This window comes from Lactobacillus bombicola (assembly GCF_900112665.1).
Classification (GTDB): domain Bacteria; phylum Bacillota; class Bacilli; order Lactobacillales; family Lactobacillaceae; genus Lactobacillus; species Lactobacillus bombicola.
The window spans coordinates 24,773-42,406 of the sequence record NZ_FOMN01000011.1 but is presented as its reverse complement, the minus strand read 5'-3'; the positions used below and the strand labels follow the sequence as shown (position 1 = coordinate 42,406).

At 37.2% G+C, this 17,634-nt stretch carries 20 protein-coding genes; all 20 read right to left on the bottom strand.

Annotated features, from left to right (window positions below; genetic code table 11):
• Positions 1–347: 347 nt before the first annotated feature.
• Positions 348–848: a hypothetical protein gene (locus BM203_RS07660; RefSeq protein WP_090094052.1), complete on the bottom strand. Its 501-nt coding sequence runs from the start codon at positions 846–848 to the stop codon at positions 348–350.
• Between the two features lie 204 nt (positions 849–1,052).
• Positions 1,053–1,862 carry a DUF1828 domain-containing protein gene (locus BM203_RS07655; protein ID WP_090094050.1) on the bottom strand — a complete coding sequence of 270 codons (810 nt, stop codon included), beginning with the start codon at positions 1,860–1,862 and terminating at the stop codon, positions 1,053–1,055.
• A 24-nt stretch (positions 1,863–1,886) separates the two neighbouring features.
• Positions 1,887–2,360 (bottom strand): DUF6978 family protein, encoded by a 474-nt coding sequence (locus BM203_RS08535; protein ID WP_205755868.1) that lies wholly within the window; start codon positions 2,358–2,360, stop codon positions 1,887–1,889.
• A gap of 121 nt (positions 2,361–2,481) precedes the next feature.
• Complete coding sequence (locus tag BM203_RS07645; RefSeq protein ID WP_159428302.1) at positions 2,482–3,027, bottom strand: peptidoglycan recognition protein family protein; 546 nt, start codon at positions 3,025–3,027, stop codon at positions 2,482–2,484.
• Complete coding sequence (locus tag BM203_RS07640; RefSeq protein ID WP_090094046.1) at positions 2,993–3,343, bottom strand: phage holin, LLH family; 351 nt, start codon at positions 3,341–3,343, stop codon at positions 2,993–2,995. Before BM203_RS07640 ends, BM203_RS07645 begins: the two co-directional genes overlap by 35 nt.
• Before the next feature lie 3 nt (positions 3,344–3,346).
• Positions 3,347–3,703 carry a hypothetical protein gene (locus BM203_RS07635; RefSeq protein WP_133158286.1) on the bottom strand — a complete coding sequence of 119 codons (357 nt, stop codon included), beginning with the start codon at positions 3,701–3,703 and terminating at the stop codon, positions 3,347–3,349.
• 56 nt (positions 3,704–3,759) lie between these two features.
• Positions 3,760–3,921, bottom strand: coding sequence for an XkdX family protein (locus tag BM203_RS07630; protein WP_090094043.1), 162 nt, complete (start codon positions 3,919–3,921; stop codon positions 3,760–3,762).
• Positions 3,921–4,325, bottom strand: a complete 405-nt coding sequence (locus tag BM203_RS07625) for a hypothetical protein (protein ID WP_090094041.1) — start codon at positions 4,323–4,325, stop codon at positions 3,921–3,923. The genes BM203_RS07630 and BM203_RS07625 overlap by 1 nt, the downstream gene beginning before the upstream one ends.
• Positions 4,326–4,352: 27 nt before the next feature.
• On the bottom strand, positions 4,353–6,257 hold the full coding sequence (locus BM203_RS07620; RefSeq protein WP_090094039.1) for a hypothetical protein: 1,905 nt from the start codon (positions 6,255–6,257) through the stop codon (positions 4,353–4,355).
• Entirely contained in the window at positions 6,254–6,835 is a 582-nt protein-coding gene (locus BM203_RS07615; protein WP_090094037.1) for a hypothetical protein, read from the bottom strand. The genes BM203_RS07620 and BM203_RS07615 overlap by 4 nt, the downstream gene beginning before the upstream one ends.
• Complete coding sequence (locus BM203_RS07610) at positions 6,825–8,009, bottom strand: baseplate J/gp47 family protein (RefSeq protein ID WP_228150096.1); 1,185 nt, start codon at positions 8,007–8,009, stop codon at positions 6,825–6,827. Before BM203_RS07610 ends, BM203_RS07615 begins: the two co-directional genes overlap by 11 nt.
• A complete protein-coding gene (locus BM203_RS07605) occupies positions 7,999–8,382 on the bottom strand; it encodes a contractile injection system sheath initiator (RefSeq protein ID WP_090094035.1) in 384 nt (127 codons plus the stop codon). The genes BM203_RS07610 and BM203_RS07605 overlap by 11 nt, the downstream gene beginning before the upstream one ends.
• Positions 8,382–8,828: a hypothetical protein gene (locus BM203_RS07600; RefSeq protein WP_090094033.1), complete on the bottom strand. Its 447-nt coding sequence runs from the start codon at positions 8,826–8,828 to the stop codon at positions 8,382–8,384. Before BM203_RS07600 ends, BM203_RS07605 begins: the two co-directional genes overlap by 1 nt.
• Positions 8,829–8,838: 10 nt before the next feature.
• Positions 8,839–9,879 (bottom strand): hypothetical protein, encoded by a 1,041-nt coding sequence (locus BM203_RS07595; protein ID WP_090094031.1) that lies wholly within the window; start codon positions 9,877–9,879, stop codon positions 8,839–8,841.
• On the bottom strand, positions 9,879–10,289 hold the full coding sequence (locus BM203_RS07590) for a phage baseplate plug family protein (RefSeq protein WP_090094029.1): 411 nt from the start codon (positions 10,287–10,289) through the stop codon (positions 9,879–9,881). Before BM203_RS07590 ends, BM203_RS07595 begins: the two co-directional genes overlap by 1 nt.
• Before the next feature lie 30 nt (positions 10,290–10,319).
• Positions 10,320–11,279, bottom strand: a complete 960-nt coding sequence (locus BM203_RS07585) for a LysM peptidoglycan-binding domain-containing protein (protein ID WP_159428301.1) — start codon at positions 11,277–11,279, stop codon at positions 10,320–10,322.
• A gap of 12 nt (positions 11,280–11,291) precedes the next feature.
• The gene (locus BM203_RS07580) at positions 11,292–16,604 is read right to left on the bottom strand and encodes a phage tail tape measure protein (protein WP_090094025.1); all 5,313 of its coding nucleotides are present in this window, start codon (positions 16,602–16,604) and stop codon (positions 11,292–11,294) included.
• Positions 16,604–16,750: a hypothetical protein gene (locus BM203_RS08465; RefSeq protein WP_159428300.1), complete on the bottom strand. Its 147-nt coding sequence runs from the start codon at positions 16,748–16,750 to the stop codon at positions 16,604–16,606. The genes BM203_RS07580 and BM203_RS08465 overlap by 1 nt, the downstream gene beginning before the upstream one ends.
• Before the next feature lie 64 nt (positions 16,751–16,814).
• A complete protein-coding gene (locus tag BM203_RS07575) occupies positions 16,815–17,186 on the bottom strand; it encodes a hypothetical protein (RefSeq protein WP_090094023.1) in 372 nt (123 codons plus the stop codon).
• Positions 17,187–17,197: 11 nt separating this feature from the next.
• Positions 17,198–17,617, bottom strand: a complete 420-nt coding sequence (locus BM203_RS07570; RefSeq protein WP_090094022.1) for a hypothetical protein — start codon at positions 17,615–17,617, stop codon at positions 17,198–17,200.
• Positions 17,618–17,634: the final 17 nt, after the last annotated feature.

The following is a 17,634-nucleotide window of genomic DNA, read 5'->3' as shown; positions in this document are numbered from 1 at the left end:
AATGACCCCGGTGGTCTATTTAATATATATTTTAGAAAACCTTAGAAAATAAAAATGCTTATCTAAAGGATTTTTTAGTTCCAAGAAGCCTTTAGAAAACTTAAAAAACAAAAAAGTTGGCTAACATTTTGGCTAACATAAAAGCCACTCTGTAAAGAGTGGCTTTTTTATTTGTTTTTTCTTGCATTTAATTTTTTTGCATAAAATCAAATAAATATTTTTATTTGAAACGTTGATGTATCAGGCTTTATGATATATTATCGAATATAAATTATTTTTTGCATAAAAAAAGCCACCCAGAATCTAATCTGAGTGGCGTTTAATTTTATTATTGTGCGCTTGAATTATCAGTATTTAAAACCTAAATAACGCTGATTCTTTAATTGTCTTGCAAGTTTTAATGATTTGTACGAATGGCTTGAACCACTAATTGGTTCTCCTATTGCAGTAGTTAATACATAATGACCATTAAGTTTCGAAACATTGTAATGTGTTCCAAAGCCCATCATTGCATTCCAACCTTTTATAGTAATCCATCTTCTACCATTGACTTGTCCACGATCAAAAAAATAAATCCAATTTTGTGTTTTATTAGACATCTTAGAATTGTTATGTCTGACATGTAAATAACTTACATATTTGTGACCACCATCATAAGATATATATTTCTTAGGAGTAATAACAGTTTTATTACCATTTCCACTATACCATGTACCCCGTATTTTTTTCGGAAAAACTGCAGTATTAATCTTTGCATCAACAATTTTGGCATTATTAATTGTGCAGACTGTACTTACTCCCATAGTCGCAATTAACACAATTGCAATTATATATTTCTTTATTTTCATTTCTTTCCTCCTTGCTAAAACTGTACCAAATAATTATATTATTATACTTATAAATAAGCCACCCCAGAGTATTAACTCCAGAGTGGCTTATTTAGCTTATTTATTTGTTGAAACATGACAAAATATATCATTTTAGTAAAAAGATAGACTTTACTCAATTCGTAAGCTTAAAAACTGATATATAAGCATTTTACAAAAATTATTTTATGCTGCAAAACCATATTTCTTTTTCAGTTTATCTTTCCTAGTAAAGTCCATTACTGGAATATCATGACTCCTAAGACTATCAGCTAAATTAAAATCATTATCAGTTTTTAGATTTGGTACAATAAGGGAATATGATGCGTTTTTGTTCTTATCCCTAAACTTCTCTGTATCAAAATAAATTCCTATCGTTTTCTCAACCAACCCTTTTGAAAGAGAGTCTACTACTTGTGCTATATCACTTTTACCGTTTTTATGATTAAATAAAAAATCAATATCATAAGTTAAATTAGATTTCCCACTCATTTTTAAATCAGCTAGATACTTAAAACTTTTATTAGACTTGAAATATTCATTGACATCATCTATAAATATTTTCTGCGTATTAGTTACATTAGAGAATGCTAAATTAGATACTTTCAATACTGCTTGAGTAACGTCATTTAACATTTGAGGTATATTTTTATCAGTTCCTATTTGAAATATTTCATTATCATCAGAAGAAAGTTTCACATTTTCAAATTCCACAATTGAATTTAATATCTGATTTCTTTTAGAGTTTTTACTTTTAACATTTATGTTTCTTACTGTTAAATTCCAAATAGTATACCCCTGATCAGTAACCTTATAATAATTTCCGTCTCTACTTATCATTAAAGATATACTATCTCCAAAAGGGTCTGTAATTGGGGTATCTACATTAACATGACTATTATCTATTAGTCTAAATTTGTTTTCATTACTAACAAATTTAAGCCATTCACTAGCTATCACATCTACATCTATTGTATCAGTTGCTTTTGTTGTCATTTTTATACTCCCTTCTCTACAAAATTACAGAACTTTAATAAGATTAAAATAAACATTAACTTTATTACTTTTTACGACATTAGCATAAGTTAATAGACTATTTAGAGCGTCACTAAAGTCATCTGTTTTCTTAAAACTTTTATATGGAAGCTTATATGCTTTCCAATAAGTAAATCCATCATTTTTTTGATTATATTCCTTTTCAGAAAATAACTCTACTCTATTTCCCCTTATTATTTCTTTATCAGCATTTTTATGAAACTTAGTGTCCAAATTTATTCTTACTAATGTCAATTTAGTTTTATCATCAGTAAAATTTAAATGAATATCATTCAATTTATATCTATAATACAGATTAAATTTATGCTTACCACTCTTGGAACTAATCAATATCTTACCAACTGGTGAGGTATCAAGATTAATGTCACATTTTTTAAGAATAACTTTGGCCAAATTAATTAAATCTTGAGCTTGTTTATCCGTTAAAGCTAATACCATTTTATTTATCCATCTTTTCTAGGTAATCTTAATCCTATGTAATTTTAACAGATATTAATTAATTCAACTAAAAAAACCGTCTATAGAGCAATTATACTCTATAGACGGTCCTCTTTTTAGTTTATTTAGTTAATGCAATGTTAGTGCCAGAAAAACCTTTAGTTAAGTCTTTAGCAAACTTGGCCTTTGATACACCAATTTTAGGCAGGTATTGCCATGGGTCAACGTGGTCGGTATTACTGTAGCCGTGCTGTACAAGCCATGAGTGTGTCTTAATGCCACGATATGAGTTAGTGTCTAGAGCTAATGGTATGCCATACTTTTTAGCTGACCATCTGAGCCAATTTACATAGTGTTTGTAGGCTTTTAGGGCTCTTCTGTGATTGCTAAACTCACACAACTCAATTTGTACTGGTGCCAAACTATTAGCTGGACTACCAGCACCCCATGCTACATAGCCAAGCTCTCCCACTTGATATATGCTTTTATCATCAATAACTAAGTGAACATAAGTCTGGCTTACATTGATACCTGTCTTCATATTGTGCGCAATCGCCCACGCCTCGCCATTTGGTGTAGCTGTTGAGTGGGCAATAATAAATCTAGGTGTGGCTAACTGGCTACTACCTTCGTTACTTGCCAGATTGTACTTGTTGTTTATCTTCAACTTTGGCATCCTCCTTTTTTTCTGTATTCATCTTTGCTACTTCTTTTTCAGCAAACGCTCTGATTACAGCTTCAAGTGTGGCATCCACTTTTATACCATGACTCACTAAGGCATCTTCAACACCTGAAATAACATTATCCATTTTTGTTTGTCCGTCTAAGTCAGTGGTTTCAGCTTGTCTAACAAAGGCTGCAGCTAAGTCCTCTATGAAGAGTAGTGCCTTGTTTTTCGTTGCATGCTTACTAGCATATAAACCAGTAAAAATTGCCAATAAAAATAACCCTGCGTAAACAGAGTCAAAGATTAATTTTGTCATGTTTTAATTCTCCTTTTGCTTAATCGGTAGTTTTGAAACCTGTTCATAGAGCTTAGTTCCAGAACCGTTACCACCCAGTGTGTGGTACGTGTTGTAAATCTGCGTTAGTCGATTGTACTGTTGCTCTGTCTGGTAGCCCTGTTCTTCAATCTGGTGGGCTAGTTCGTCTAATTCAACGTGTAAATCTTCTGTTTCTCCTTTTTTAAGCTGGTCGACCGTCCCTTGAATCTCATGAATGGCGTCAATGATTTGTGGTAGTTGATCTTCCAACTTCTTTCTCTGTTGGTGATTGGTGTAATAATTTTTGATTAATTGGGCAATCCAGCCAAAGAATCCCACAGATGCCAGAAAGTCGAACACGTACTCCCAATCGAGGTTGATAAAATGTATCACTTGCCAATATCATCCCTTTCTGCTTATACCACTGGACTAGCCACATAGTCGTCACCTGTGATTGCCTTGTAATCGTCAGCTGTAATAGCATTATAGCCAACAAAGTAAGCCACATTATTATTGGTATAACAGCCAAAATTATAATAAAACTTTATCAAATTAAACATAATTTCGTGTGTGTCCATTATTTATTACCTCCGTCAGTTGGTACTTGTGGCGTTGTTGGTGTGGTAGTTGCAGATGGTGCTGCTGGCTTACCAACAATTTTAGGGGTTAACATTTGTAACAGTTTTGCCTGGTTTTTGGCGAGGTCGCTCAAATTAGTGGCATTATTACTGTTAGCATTTTTGATTTGTGTGACGGTTTGCTTCAAGTCGTTTAATTGTGCCGCTTGGCTTACCTCTGTGTTTTCTACCCATTTTTGCCCTTCCCAAATAAAGATAGGTGCCTTAATGCTTGGTTCTGGTGCTATTTCAGTAAATGGATATTTCACTTCAGCTTCTTTGGGTGCGAACCAGATTTCAAATGGTACTTCTCCCGTTGACTTGTAGACTTGTTTGAATGTGTTGTTGGTATTATTTTCGGTCATTTTAGTCTGTTCTCCTTTTTATTCTTTTTATTTTAAAATCTGCTTAAAGCTGTTATTAAAATAATTTTTTGCATTAAATCCTCTAATGTATACGCCTATAACATCATTAAATGTTCCTGTAAGAATAAGTCGCTCTAGCATGGCACCATTATAATTGCTTACTATTAGCCAGCCGTAATTATATGTTGACAAATTTACGTTTACAAAAGTGTCACTCCCGTTGTTACTAGATATTAATGAGCAACCATTTAATACAAAAACACCCGAAGCGACTTTGTCAACATCAAGTGTCTCATTGGTGGAAATAACGAAGTCTGGTTGATCTAAAGTGCTTAATTTACTTTTTAATTTTCTAGTAACGTCACCGGTGGTTTCATATGTGCCATTTAGAGTTATATTTCCATTTGAGTCCGGTCTATATCCATCTATTGTCTTAACTCCACCAGTATCATCTGGACTTGGCAGCCATGTCATATCTGGTGGCGTGTTGTTGTCTTGCCATTGACTAGCTTTAAGACAGCTATATTTCCCTGTGTAGCTAGAGTTGCTAGTGAGTAGAATTTTCACCCAAGGGCAGTTGGGCAGTGTTGTAAAGGTAATGCTTACTCTGCCCTTAGTGCCCTCTGCAATTGTTTCACTGTCTACTAGTATTCCACGGTTATTTACTTGCAACTTACACCCAGCTGTACCAGATGGACAATTGCCATAGTCTATATCAACGGCAACTGTATACTTAGTGTTGCTAAAAGTGGTTAGATGGATAACATCAGTTGAGGTATTTGGTGGTATATCTCGGGTTTGTTCACTGGTACCTTTTAAAAGGTTGGCGGCATAAGTTGGAACCGATACGTTGCCACTACCATCTGGCTTTACACCATTTACTGCACCAACTTTACCTGCAATCGATTCCGTTAAACCACCTAAATCTGCTTTTTGGGCAAATTGATCTGTTAAATCAACATTACCAGATTGATCAGGTATATGGTTATTTACCTTTTTAACGAATCCCGATAAATCAGGTTGTGGGATATTTACGTGAGCTACCCCCGTTTCGTCAGGTTCAACTGGCGTATCACCGTTAACGCTAATCTTTTTAAGTTTCCCAGCTTGATCTAATTTTTCGTTAATATCGTTAATTACGTCATCAAGTTCCTTCTTGTTCGCCAGCCTTTGCCATGTGCTCCAATTATTACTATCACCATTAAACTGGGAAACATAAATATGATTGCTATAACTATCATAGATCAGATGACAACCATCTTTTTGCGTATCATTTGAACCTACAGTAATCAAGTAACCATGTCCGCTAAAACCATCTGGCATATTATCTACAGTCTGACCGTTAATGTTAATAATCGCTGTATTGTGATAATTATTAACATCGTCATTATTAACAATTTCATTCCCTGTATAAATCAGTCCTTTACTGAGCAAACCATTTAACCCAGCTTGCAAATCATTACCATTAATTGCTCCAGAAGTTGTTGGATTTGCTTGCACTTGCGTATTATAATCCAACGCAATATACAGATTAAGTCTGATTGATGCTGTTGCAGCATTATGAGCACCAGCAGGCATAGTTTGAGTTCCAACTGATGGTGTAACTGCAAACAAAATCTCGTTGGGATTATCTTGCGTTCCCTTAGCGTACCAACCTACAGAATTAAACTGATAGTCAGATGTGACATTATTATTTTTAAAATCAACACCAATATTAATTGTATTAGTATTTTTATCAATAATGGTAATTGGACTAGATTGTCGCTGATCAGTTAACTCAGTTAAACCAGTTAATTGTTCATCTGTTAGACTATTAATATCTTGTGTAGATAGTACTGCTCGCGTGTAAATCATCTTGTCACGGCCTTCATTAACTGAACTAATCAAGCTTTGTCCTACCGAAGTTACTGTTGAGTCTTTAAATTGTTTCAAATCATCATCTCCTTAATTTTAAGTTGCTGAAATTCCGAATAAAAAACACCAGCTCCCACATGTAGAATTGGTGTTTTTGTATATATTTCAAATTCAATATTGTCAAGCCACGTTCCTAACATGATTGCTTCTTTCAATCTTGTCAGCATCACTTTAGTTTTTCTTGTATCATCAGCATATTCAAATGCAATACCACTGACTTTAATATGATACTTGTGATCAGTTCTTTCAACACGAATTTTTTTAATATCAATATCAAGTGACAAGGCGACAGTGCGTGCAATGTCATCAACTGTTCCATTTGATTTTGCCGTAAGCTGCTTCATTTTAATCATAAAACGATAAAAGCCATCATCACTATCAATTCTGGACACACCATATTGTTGACCTACTAAGTCAAGTGTTGAGCCTTCTGCCTTATCAATCATGCGCCAATCAGCAATTTTTTCTGTTAGGTCACTTAAAGCTTCTTCATGCGAATTGAAAATATCTAATAACTTATAAAAGTTCGATTCATGATTTTTAGGCCAGTGATCTGATATTTCAGCCATAAGTTGATCTGTTGTGCTATATGCCATTAACTATCACCTCAACATTTTCTACGCTACATTTTGGTGCTTCAAGTGGTGTTGTTGTTATATCGCTACTAGACAAATTTTCACCATTTTTACCAATCGTAATTGTCGCTTCATCAATACCATCAAGGCTATATACACTTGGGTACATCTTAGTCACGATTACCGTGTTGCCCATTTCAAGCGAATTGATGTAGTTAATAACATCCTCTTTGATAGCTGCCACATCATCGTCACTATTAAAATTGGCATTTACGCTAAGACTAATATGTACATAAATAGGAATTTCGGTAGCATAGTCCCAGTGATATTCACGCTTATCACCTGTCATATCTTCTGCAATTACTGACTCACTGCCAACAAAAACTGGTCCATAGCCTTCATATTTTACAAGAGTATTTGCTATATCTTGTTTAGCGCCACCTAAAGTATAGATATGGACTGAATACGGTGGGTTACCGTAGCTGTCTGTTTGTCCTTTTGGGTTTTCAACAAAGCCAACTCCACGAACACCTGAAACGTTAAGTAAAGCAGACTTAATGCCATTAACTGTAGCACTAGGATTAGCAGACGACTCAATTATAATTCGCCGGCGATATTCTTCATCGGTTTCATCATCTTGTCCGCCATGCATTGCCTGCGGGTTAATAACTGTATCAATATTATCGTCAGGATTGCTTACAACCGTAACTGTTCCTGCCATAACATTGCTAAAGCTACCTGTTTCATCAGCTTGAACTATCCCTGTCGCTTGCCAAGTATTATCTGCTTGCTTAACTGTAACTGTATCATTGATCAGATTAAAGACAATACCATCTTCAGTTTCAAATTGTTCTCCAGCTTGAATTAGATATTCTTCTTCAGTTGTAATTTGAATCTCACCCATTGCTGGTGTGGCAACTTTCCGTGTGATACTCATATTCGCACCAATGCGGTCTAGCGCCGTATCAGTTGCCGTTGATACATAGGCAGCATAATAAACCATCTGCGCTTCTTGGCTTTGTTCAGTTAAGCGCCAAGCCATAATTCTGATAATAATGCCAAAATTTGAATTACTAGTTAATGTAATATCTGTGCCAAATCGCATTTGAAAATCATTCTCGAGTATATCAACCCACTCATCATAAGTTGGTACACGAAAACCTGTAGCAGTTAACCCATATTGATTAGTAGTCAATTGTATAATCTCCTTTCAGCTTATGCTCTATCTTATCTGGATCTTCGTACGATACCCAAAACGTCACTGCTAGTCTACGATTAGACATTTTTTTAAATTTAATATCATTAACACTAGTTACCTCTGGAACTGCTGCTGTAATTGCTGCTTGCATGTCTGCTGCAGCAGCAGCTTCATTTAAGTTTTTACCTAAAAAATTCCTATAATCTGCACCTATTGTTGGATCAAGATTGGGCATCTCTCCAAAGCGAATATCAAGTGTTGCTCTAATACGCTGTGCAAGTTCATCAGCATCAGTTACTAATGCCAAATCATGCGTATCTGGATCAATTACTAAATCACCATTATCATCAACCATTAAGTCTATTGCCACTATATTACCCCCACAATTATTGAATCGTTGGCATCATGCTGTCGATTCGTTTCCGGCGTAAAAGTTACTCCTGTGCCGTCCCAGTTGTCCGTATTGCCATCTAAGCAAACAACTAGCACAACTGCTCCTTTTTTCATTTTAGGCTTCTTAGGTGCCGATTTTGCTAATTTAGTATCAATTTTAGCATCGATGGCTTCAAAGTCGGGTTTAACTTTCTTTAGCCAGTCATCAAACCTGTAGCAATTCTCTAGCATTGGTACTTCCAAGAATTGTGCTGAAGATTCCCCATACGAAGTGTTCATTAACGGTAGGATATCAGCAACATGTTTTTCATCATCATACCTAGTTACAACTGCAAGATAAGAACAATCAATACTTGCTACAATGCCATAAATGATTTTTTGAAAAGCTTCATACCAACTACTTTGTAATCTCTTTTGACTCATTAAATTTCTCCTATGAAACTTTCTTAAGTGACATTTGTGTTTGTGGTCTAGTACCATCGCTAGAATGCTGACCAGCAGCCACATAAAATTTCCCCTTAAAATATTTTGATTCCATCTTGATACCAACATTGACAGTAACATCAGGCAAAAGCGGCGTGGTAATTTCCCATGTATTGCTCTTACCATCACTGTCATCATTCATTGTCGGTGGATTCATCAAGCTATCATCATCAATGACTACCCAGCTACGCTTCTTTTTCTTAGGGTCAACAACTTCAAGTTTGCCGCGGACATACGTCATCTTTGAATCACATTTTTTAACTAACGCCTTCAACAAAGTCAGCGGCTTACCTTTAGCCGTGTACGCTTTTTTCATTGTCGGGTTCTTAGCTAATTCAATCTTGGAAATTTTAATGCCCGCTTGTTTTGCTATGGCCTTAATAATAAATTTGTAGCTCTTACCTTTTTTAAAAGTTTTGTTCGTTAAAAAAGTTTTGGTTATCCGCGTTTTAATGCGTTTCTTCTTAACAGTAGCTTTTTGGTAAACGCGCTCAGTTTTATAGTGACCAACACGTTTACCATTTTCAGTAGTGTAGTAATGTACCCTTTTATTAACGTACTTTCCAGGCACCATTTGTTTGATTGTCTTATAGTGATTAACCTTTTTGTCTTTCTTAACCTTCAACTTACGTGCTTCAACGTTTTTATAGTCTGTGCCTTCGGTAAAAGTTAAGGTTAAAGATTCGGTTACACCATCTGACTGATTACTAGCAATCTTTGAGATATACCCCTCACTAATCAGCTTCTTTTCATCGCCCCAGTTAAAGTACAAGTAACACTTCTGCTTCTTTTGATAGAAGTTGCGGTGTCCTTTAGACATGTTATACAAGGTAACTGTATTAACTGGCGGGCTTGCCGTATCAGAGAAATTTGCTTCAAACGCAAACGGATAGTTATGTTCCGGTGTTTCGTTATTTTCAACTTCTAGCTCATTTCCTGCATCATTAACAACTTTAAACCACGCATGTGGGTTTTCAGTTATCACGGTCATTAAATCGCCACCTCATCATCAGTTTCATCATCACTATCTTCATCTGGATCATAGCCAAACGGTGTAATAGTTGGATCGGCGGTTTCTGAACCGTTTGGATCAACCACATCAAGATAAATTTGTACTAAATCACCAAAATTTTGTTCACCGGCATCCTTAGCTTGACCAGTTTCATCAATAACGCGTAAATCAACTGTTGGTAAATCGGGATCAGGGATGTCAATTGCTACCAGTTGCCCAAGAACAAGTGGTTCCTGCGTAACTATCGTGCGCCCATCTTTTTGAATAGTGGCCGTATAAAAGTCAGCCACTGAGTTATAGTCCACCCGAAATACATAAAGGTCGCCTGCCAACGTAATATCAAAAATATCTGGCAAATTGTCAGTATCAATTGGTACATATTGCCGCATTAATCTTCATCTCCCTACTAAAAAAGGAACTTACGACACCCGCAGCTTTTTACCTGTATAGATCGTTGTCCCTTTAATATGATTTACTTTTTGCAACCAAGCTACTGATTTGCCGTATTTTTGCGACAATCCCCAGAGTGTATTACCTGGTTTAAGTGTAATTGCCGCGTACTTTTTATTACGACTGCCTCTTGTTGTCTTACTCGACTTAGAAGTTTTCTTTTTGCTCTTTTTATTGGTGCTAGTCGTGACTTTAGCCGCATAAGCAAACTGAAAAGTTAAATTGCACTTGATGTTATCGCGGTAACCGTCATAACTACGATTAAGCCCTGTCAAAATCAAGTGCTGATAGTAAATGCGGCCTTTATATGTCAATTCGTAGTGATGCATTTTCCACGCTTCCAGTTTAGCGTACTTATTTTCTGCTTCTTGCGAAGTATCACCAGTAATCAAACCAGTAATTGTAATTGTCTTGCTTGAAGTACGCGCATAATCTTTACGTGGTGCTCCCTTATCAACTGCCCACGTAGTCAAATCAGTTGCATTGTCTTCATTTTCACCACCTACAGGTGAGATAAAGATAACTTCAGTAGAATTCCCATCACTACGATAAATTGCCGCATTACCTTCATTTTTGCCAAGTGTAGGATGTTCTTCAACCTGATCAGCAATTCCTTGCAAATTAGCTTGCCTGCTTGCTAAAATACCTATTTTTTCTTTAGCTTTAGCAACTTTTAACTTTTTCTGATCACGAGACATCTTCTTTTTAGTAGATTTGACTACTTCTAACCATTTTTTATTAAGCTTGATGTACTTACTTTTTTTAACCGAGTCAGACGACTCTTTGGCGAGCCGCGAGTATTTGTTAGTTTTACTTTTTGCATTAGTATACTTATTCTTATCTTTCTTAACTAAATCCTTACACTGCTTAACAGTTAGGGCTTTTTTAGTTTTACTTTTCGTCTGCTTTCGAGCAGTTACTGCTACCATATGCATCTCTCCTTAAAAGACTGACAGGTCAAGTCCGAACTCATCAGCAATCTTCTCTATCATGGCATTGACAGCTTCTTCAGCTGCTTTCTTCATCATCGCTTTAATGCCAGCTTTATCAGCTGCATAAATCGGTGCATTGAAGTTGATATTAATTACTGGTGCTTGAGCTTGTTGCTTAGGTTTAATTAGTTTAGGTTCATCAAATTGTTTAGATTCACTATTACTGTAGACATGTACTGGCTCTTTGAATTGCGCATATTCTGGACCATGTTCGCCAACTTTGACGACTTTACCGACAGCAGGGTCACCACCATTAGCGTAACCCAGAATTTTTGCAACATTTTGTGCACCAGCAACGTGTTGTGCAGTATAACCACCACGTTCCCATTCACTGGAGAACTTAGCAGCAAGTGAACTAACTGAGCCTTTACCCTCAAGAATACCACGCAAAGTTGATGAGTCAGACCCATCACCGTGCAAAGCAAAGTTAAGTTGTGCAGCTGCACTCTTCCAAGATTGACCATGCTTCTTAGCATACTTCTTCAAGTTTGCTGCACGGCCACCTAGCCACTGACCTAAACCAGTAGCGCCAATTGAGTTAGTGATATCGGGATTAAGACCAGATTCAAAGCTCCAGTTACCGATAATAGCCGCAATTCCAGTCTTGGTGGCACTCGGATCAGCCGACTTAAAAGCCTTAGCCAATGCTCTTGCCCTATCAGCAACATCCCCACCAATTGCAAAACTTCCTAGTAAACTATCTTCACCAAGATTTTTGCTAATCCATGAAAGTGCCTTGCTACCTAATTCACGTTTAGCTAGCTTTTCTAGTCGACTATCAGCATGTTTAGTAGCTGCATTATGCAGTCCTTTAACTCTGTAATAACCATACCCCATACCTTTATCGTCAGCAATTGATGTAACACGTGCACGAGGCGGTGTTTCGTTAAACATTGAACCCGTTACCGGATTCTTGATAATTCCAACATGACCTGCAGCTCCAGTGCCATGACCAAAGATAACAATGTCGCCAGCAGTAGTCTTAGACAAATCTTTTCCAAGGTACTGAACACCAGAACTATTTTGCATAGCTACCGTAGTACGCCCAATATTGACACCAAAGTGAGCTAATGCTGAACTGATCATTCCTGAACAATCGTAGTCACTTGAACCCGTTGCACCCATTTGATATGGTTTGCCAGAGTAATGTTCTTCAGCATAATCTAAGAACTGTTCACGAGTACCGCCTTTGCCAGCACTGAATTTGTCTTTAATGACATTCCAAATCGCCTGCATCCACGGCACACCATACTTAGTAGACGAATTCTTAGCTAACGCTGTGGTTCCTTTTTGTAGGTCAGGTGCCTGCTCTTTTACATGACTGGTAAAGTTATCGCTAAAAGACTTTGACGGATTAGAGGCTCCATTTTTGGCTATTTCACGTAGGCGCGAATAACTGACACCAGACCCTTGGGCAAAGTGTGGCAGTCCTTGCATAGTTGTCAATTCTTGTAATTGACTACCATTCAAGATTTCATCACCTGCTTGTGCATGGATAATTCGATTGTCACCCCGAGGGATGTATAACTTATTGTCTCGCACAACAGCTTCTTGTCGTGGTCCAGTGGACGCATCGTTAATCACAGCCCATTGGTCATGATCCAAACGTCCGTTAGAACCACTGGCAAACTTAATTGGATTGATAACAGATGTATTACCACCAAATTGTGATAATGTTTTATCGATACCGCCAATACCATTATTTAACTGAACAATGGTATTTTTCATTGCCGAGTGGGCATAATTGTCCATCTTGCCAAGTGCTTTACCGAAACCTTTAGAAGTATCTTCAGCAAGATCAACCACACAATTTTTCATAGCAGTCATAGTGCTATTAACACCATTTTTCATGGTTTTATAACTCTTAACTGCTGCTTTCTGGGTTTTAGTAGTTTGGCTTGTAGTATCAGAACTAATTGCTTGCCAAATACTCTTGTTCTTCTTGCTTAAAGTAGAGAGCAAATTAGTGGCATTCTTAGAAGTAGTTGCTATAGATTTAGTAACTGTGCCTTTACCGTTAGCATAACCAGGTAAAACTGTTCCAAAACCAAGACCACCATTTAAAACCTTGGCCGTGTGCGCTGCCGGCAAAATATTTTCTCCAGAGTGTACTTTGACAACTTCTGGACCATTGGCACCAAGCAAACGCGCACTTGAGCCGTTAATACGATAGCCAAGCTCTGGTCCAGCTTCGCCAACTAAAGCATAGTGACTAGCACCTCCACGGCTACCTAAAGCATGAGCGCCAAAGAATGAACCTATACCTTTACGAACATTGGAATTTTTATCTGTGAAGTCAATTGAGTGGCCAAAGTTACTAAAGTTCTGTTGTGTTTTGTTAAACCATGATTCAAGGCCTTGCCACTTATCCTTGAACCACTTGATTACACCCTCAACGCTTGATTTAAAGCCACTCCACATATTATGTGCAGAATATCCTAAGTTTTCCAAACTCCAGAAATTCTTAGGCGGCTTATTTGCGTTCCAGCCAGTTTGTACTGACTTAGCTGCTCTTCCAGCAGCATCCCCTATAATTGCAGGCCAGCCTCCATGTTTGGTTGCCCAGCCTAAATATTGCAATGAGAATATCTTTTTAGGTGGCTTTTTAGCATCCCAACCTTTCTTAAACGAACCCATAGCTAACTTAGCACCATCACTGACTTTCTTGACCGTATCATGTGTAGACCAACCAAGATTTTCAATTGACCAGAATTTTTTGGGCGGCTTTTTGTCATTCCAACCATTTTTAAAACTGTGAACAGCTTGTCCGCCCCATTTACCAGCTAACTTGCCAAGTTGTGAACCTAAAGCAGCGCCTAGCGGACCACCAAAGTACAGTCCAATCCCACCACCAATGCCTGAGCCTATACCAGCTCCTATATTTTGATAGCGTTCCTTAGAACCGGCTTTTGCTTTGATTCCCTTATAGATACTTAAACCAGCGTCTGCGGCAACTCCTACTGTAGCTGCACCTGTAGCAACTTTACCAGCTGTCGTGAGATTGTCAAAGCCATCAGCAGATTTAGTAGACTGTAACATACCAGTAAGCCTACCTGATGTATTTTGACCAAAGAGATTATTGTTTGAAACAATACCTTTAATTTCAGGCCATGCTTTAGTTTTGATATAAGTTGTTGCAGATTTAGCGCCTCTCTTGATACCATCTGCCGCCTTACCAGCACCAGTTTTAGTTCCAGACCAAGCTTTACTTGCGCCTGAGCCAATCTTACGTCCAGTCCACTTAAAGCCATTCTTAGTAGCGTTATATGCTCTTGGGATAGCACCTTTAGTTTTAACAACTTTTCCGGCTTCATTTTTAGTTTTAGAGCCAAATAGCCAACCTGATAATTTAGGAATATAACCTTTATTAAAAATTCGCTTACCATCTTCATTTTCACTAAATGAACCGATAAGCTTTTTGCCTATTCTGCCAACTATTCCACCTTTAAAGTGAGTACCAAGTAAAAAATTACTGCCTTTTCCTAAAAGATTGGTAGCAGCTTGCATACCAACAAGACCACCAACAACACCTGTGATATTCTGAATTGGTTTAGGAACATGTGAGAGTGCTTTACTAGAACTCTCCATAAAGCTGTTTACACTCTGTAAAAATTTTGTTGCATTGGGTAATACTTTCATTACCAAATCTTGTGAAGTGTTTTTCCAAATATTTTTAAATCTTGCTATTTGATTATCGTATGATTCAGATTTCTTTTTAGCCATACTGTCGACAGCCTTACTGGTCTGACTTGGATCAGCAGTATTTTTAGCTAATTTTTGTGCCTCAGAACCATGCTTTGCTAATACAATAGCTGCATTGGAATTTTGTCTTCCAAACAAATTAGAGTAAATCTGATTTGTTTCGGAAGAGCTAAGGTGTCGTGCTTTAGCTCTCTTTTGAAAATCAGCAAAGATGTCAGTTAACTGCTTCATCTTTCCCGTTTTCTTATCTACGAAATTACCAGCAAAATCATTTGTATATTGGATATTACCCTTTTTATCACGTTTAATTTCACCGTGACTAAGTTTTACACGCTTGGTATATGTATAACCTAATCTAGCAAGGGCATTCTGCTGTCTATCCGTTGTTGGATTATTTAGTACAGATGTTATACCAACTAAGTTAGTACCTGCACGTGAGCCTTCAATATGAGCCTGTGAAAGTGTACCTTCAAGCGCCAGTGCAGTATCCATACTCTGATTATTTGATTTAGCAGTTGAAGCAAAATATGAGTTAGCTTCTGTTAACGAACTAAGACTTGATACTGTCTCATTAGCCACATAAGTAAGCTTATTCATCGTGGACTTAGTATAGCGAGCCATTTTAGCTGCACTATTACCCGCCTTTTGTGTTAACCCATAAGCTTCCATGACAGACGTACCAGCATCAATTGCATCTCTATACGATTCTTCTAGTGTCTGGCCAGTTTCTTTAGCAGCTACAGCAGCTTTAGCATAAATTGTATTCGAGCCAAGGATAGCTGAACCATTATAGCCACGCTTAGAAAGTTCAACAGCTTGGCTACCAATAGTATTCTGATCAATACCATATTTATTTGAAGTAGCTTCAGAACTAGCCTTAATCCTATTAACATCAAAAGCTGCAGACTTTTTGCTTTGCCCGTTAGCTTCTAACATTGCATCTAATCCCAAATAAGTAGATTGTAATGCTGAACCGCCTTTAGCTGCTTGATCGAAAGCAAGTGCAATTCCACTCACTGCAGCAGTAACAGTACCAGCTGTAATGGCAACTTTACCTAATACGCTTTTTACTTTTCCAAAATGTCCACTTGAATTGGACACTTCATTATTCATTTTCTTAATATCATTAGTGTTGATATTAAGTTTTGCAGCAAGCTTATCTAATATAAAACTAGATTTTTCGCCAGCTTTCTTTGCATCGTTGCCAGCACTCTCAGTTTTATTTTTTAGTTTGTCTGCTGATTTGCCAGTTGATAAAATCTTACCATCAAGCCCAATAATAGCATTCTGGGCTTCATGCATACTGCTAGCAACTTGACTACCTGCGGCTTTACTTGCACTTTCATACTTATGTAAAGAATCTGCCGCTGCATTTGCTGCTTCCCTAGCTTTTCTAAAACCAGAATCAAGATTATTGGGCGACTTAAGATTATGTAGTAGCTGGTTAGCTTCACGCATCTTAGCGACAAACTTGTTTGTTTCATCATTGGCTTTAACAATTTCGGAATAGTCAACTTTTGCATGAAGATTAAATCCTTCTTGTCTAACTGCACCAGCCACTACTTGTCACCTCCCCATGCACCAAGATTTACTGCATTAGCCATGATATTTCGATTTGCCTTCAAATCACGATTAACCAATTCTGCATATACCAGCAGTTGATCAGTCGTTGCTCCCTCAACCAACCCTTTCGGAACACCATGCATAATTAACCAAAAAGGAAGCTCGATTTTATCTGCTTCCTTTTCAATTTCAAATTTATTCCTATGACTAGTTAAGCCGCTTTGTAAGAAAGGAAATAATAGCGTTAGCTAGGTCAATGAATCCGTGGTGGGTGTCAAAGAACGTTAAGTCAGTAATTGCTGGCGATACGATTACACCTGCATCAATTGCCTGTTCAATTACAGCACTGTAAACAAAGTTATCAAAGCGGTTCACAGAACCATCAATAATTCCAGCAGCTGCAATGGTACCCGGATAACGTAGAGTCACGGATAACTCATGTCCTGTACCTTTACCCAATACTACTTCTTCTGTTTGTCCAGCACGATTAGCAATTAAACTTGTTTTTACTTGTTCAGCTTGCTTTTTCTTAGTCTCAGCAATTTCTTTTGTAATTTTTGTGTTTTTTGAATCAGCCATTATTTTTCTCCTTAAATATATTCAGTTTGTAAATCAGCAGCTTTAATTGCAAAAGTTCTAACACCAGCATTATCGCCATAGCCCATGTCTGGTAGTTTTGAAATATAAGCCTGAGCTGACCATGTATGCTCTGTACCAGCATTAAGATCAACTGGAACAACCTTATTACTATTACAGATGTCACCTAGTTTCTTGCAACACGGTGATTGTTGATTCAGGTTTACTGTAATCGTTCCATCACTTTTATTATTAATTGAAAATACAGTTGTTCCCATCGAATCAGGGTCAGCAGTTACTTTATCAGAACTGTATGCTACTGATACCGAATCAGTCCCGCCTTTAAAGCCATACATCTCTTGACCATCAACTACTAATGTTATTTGGGCAGCATCATATGTACGCATTTCTGAAGTATGATTTGCATTAACCATTTTATTTATACCTCCTT

Excerpts from the sequence above, each read along its gene's own strand:
- BM203_RS07660 (WP_090094052.1), bottom strand. The coding sequence starts at position 848 with ATGAAAATAAAGAAATATATAATTGCAATTGTGTTAATTGCGACTATG.
- BM203_RS07655 (WP_090094050.1), bottom strand. The coding sequence starts at position 1,862 with ATGACAACAAAAGCAACTGATACAATAGATGTAGATGTGATAGCTAGT.
- BM203_RS08535 (WP_205755868.1), bottom strand. The coding sequence starts at position 2,360 with ATGGTATTAGCTTTAACGGATAAACAAGCTCAAGATTTAATTAATTTG.
- BM203_RS07640 (WP_090094046.1), bottom strand. The coding sequence starts at position 3,343 with ATGACAAAATTAATCTTTGACTCTGTTTACGCAGGGTTATTTTTATTG.
- BM203_RS07630 (WP_090094043.1), bottom strand. The coding sequence starts at position 3,921 with ATGGACACACACGAAATTATGTTTAATTTGATAAAGTTTTATTATAAT.
- BM203_RS07625 (WP_090094041.1), bottom strand. The coding sequence starts at position 4,325 with ATGACCGAAAATAATACCAACAACACATTCAAACAAGTCTACAAGTCA.
- BM203_RS07615 (WP_090094037.1), bottom strand. The coding sequence starts at position 6,835 with ATGGCATATAGCACAACAGATCAACTTATGGCTGAAATATCAGATCAC.
- BM203_RS07600 (WP_090094033.1), bottom strand. The coding sequence starts at position 8,828 with ATGAGTCAAAAGAGATTACAAAGTAGTTGGTATGAAGCTTTTCAAAAA.
- BM203_RS07595 (WP_090094031.1), bottom strand. The coding sequence starts at position 9,879 with ATGACCGTGATAACTGAAAACCCACATGCGTGGTTTAAAGTTGTTAAT.
- BM203_RS07590 (WP_090094029.1), bottom strand. The coding sequence starts at position 10,289 with ATGCGGCAATATGTACCAATTGATACTGACAATTTGCCAGATATTTTT.
- BM203_RS07585 (WP_159428301.1), bottom strand. The coding sequence starts at position 11,279 with ATGGTAGCAGTAACTGCTCGAAAGCAGACGAAAAGTAAAACTAAAAAA.
- BM203_RS08465 (WP_159428300.1), bottom strand. The coding sequence starts at position 16,750 with ATGCATGGTGTTCCGAAAGGGTTGGTTGAGGGAGCAACGACTGATCAA.
- BM203_RS07575 (WP_090094023.1), bottom strand. The coding sequence starts at position 17,186 with ATGGCTGATTCAAAAAACACAAAAATTACAAAAGAAATTGCTGAGACT.
- BM203_RS07570 (WP_090094022.1), bottom strand. The coding sequence starts at position 17,617 with ATGGTTAATGCAAATCATACTTCAGAAATGCGTACATATGATGCTGCC.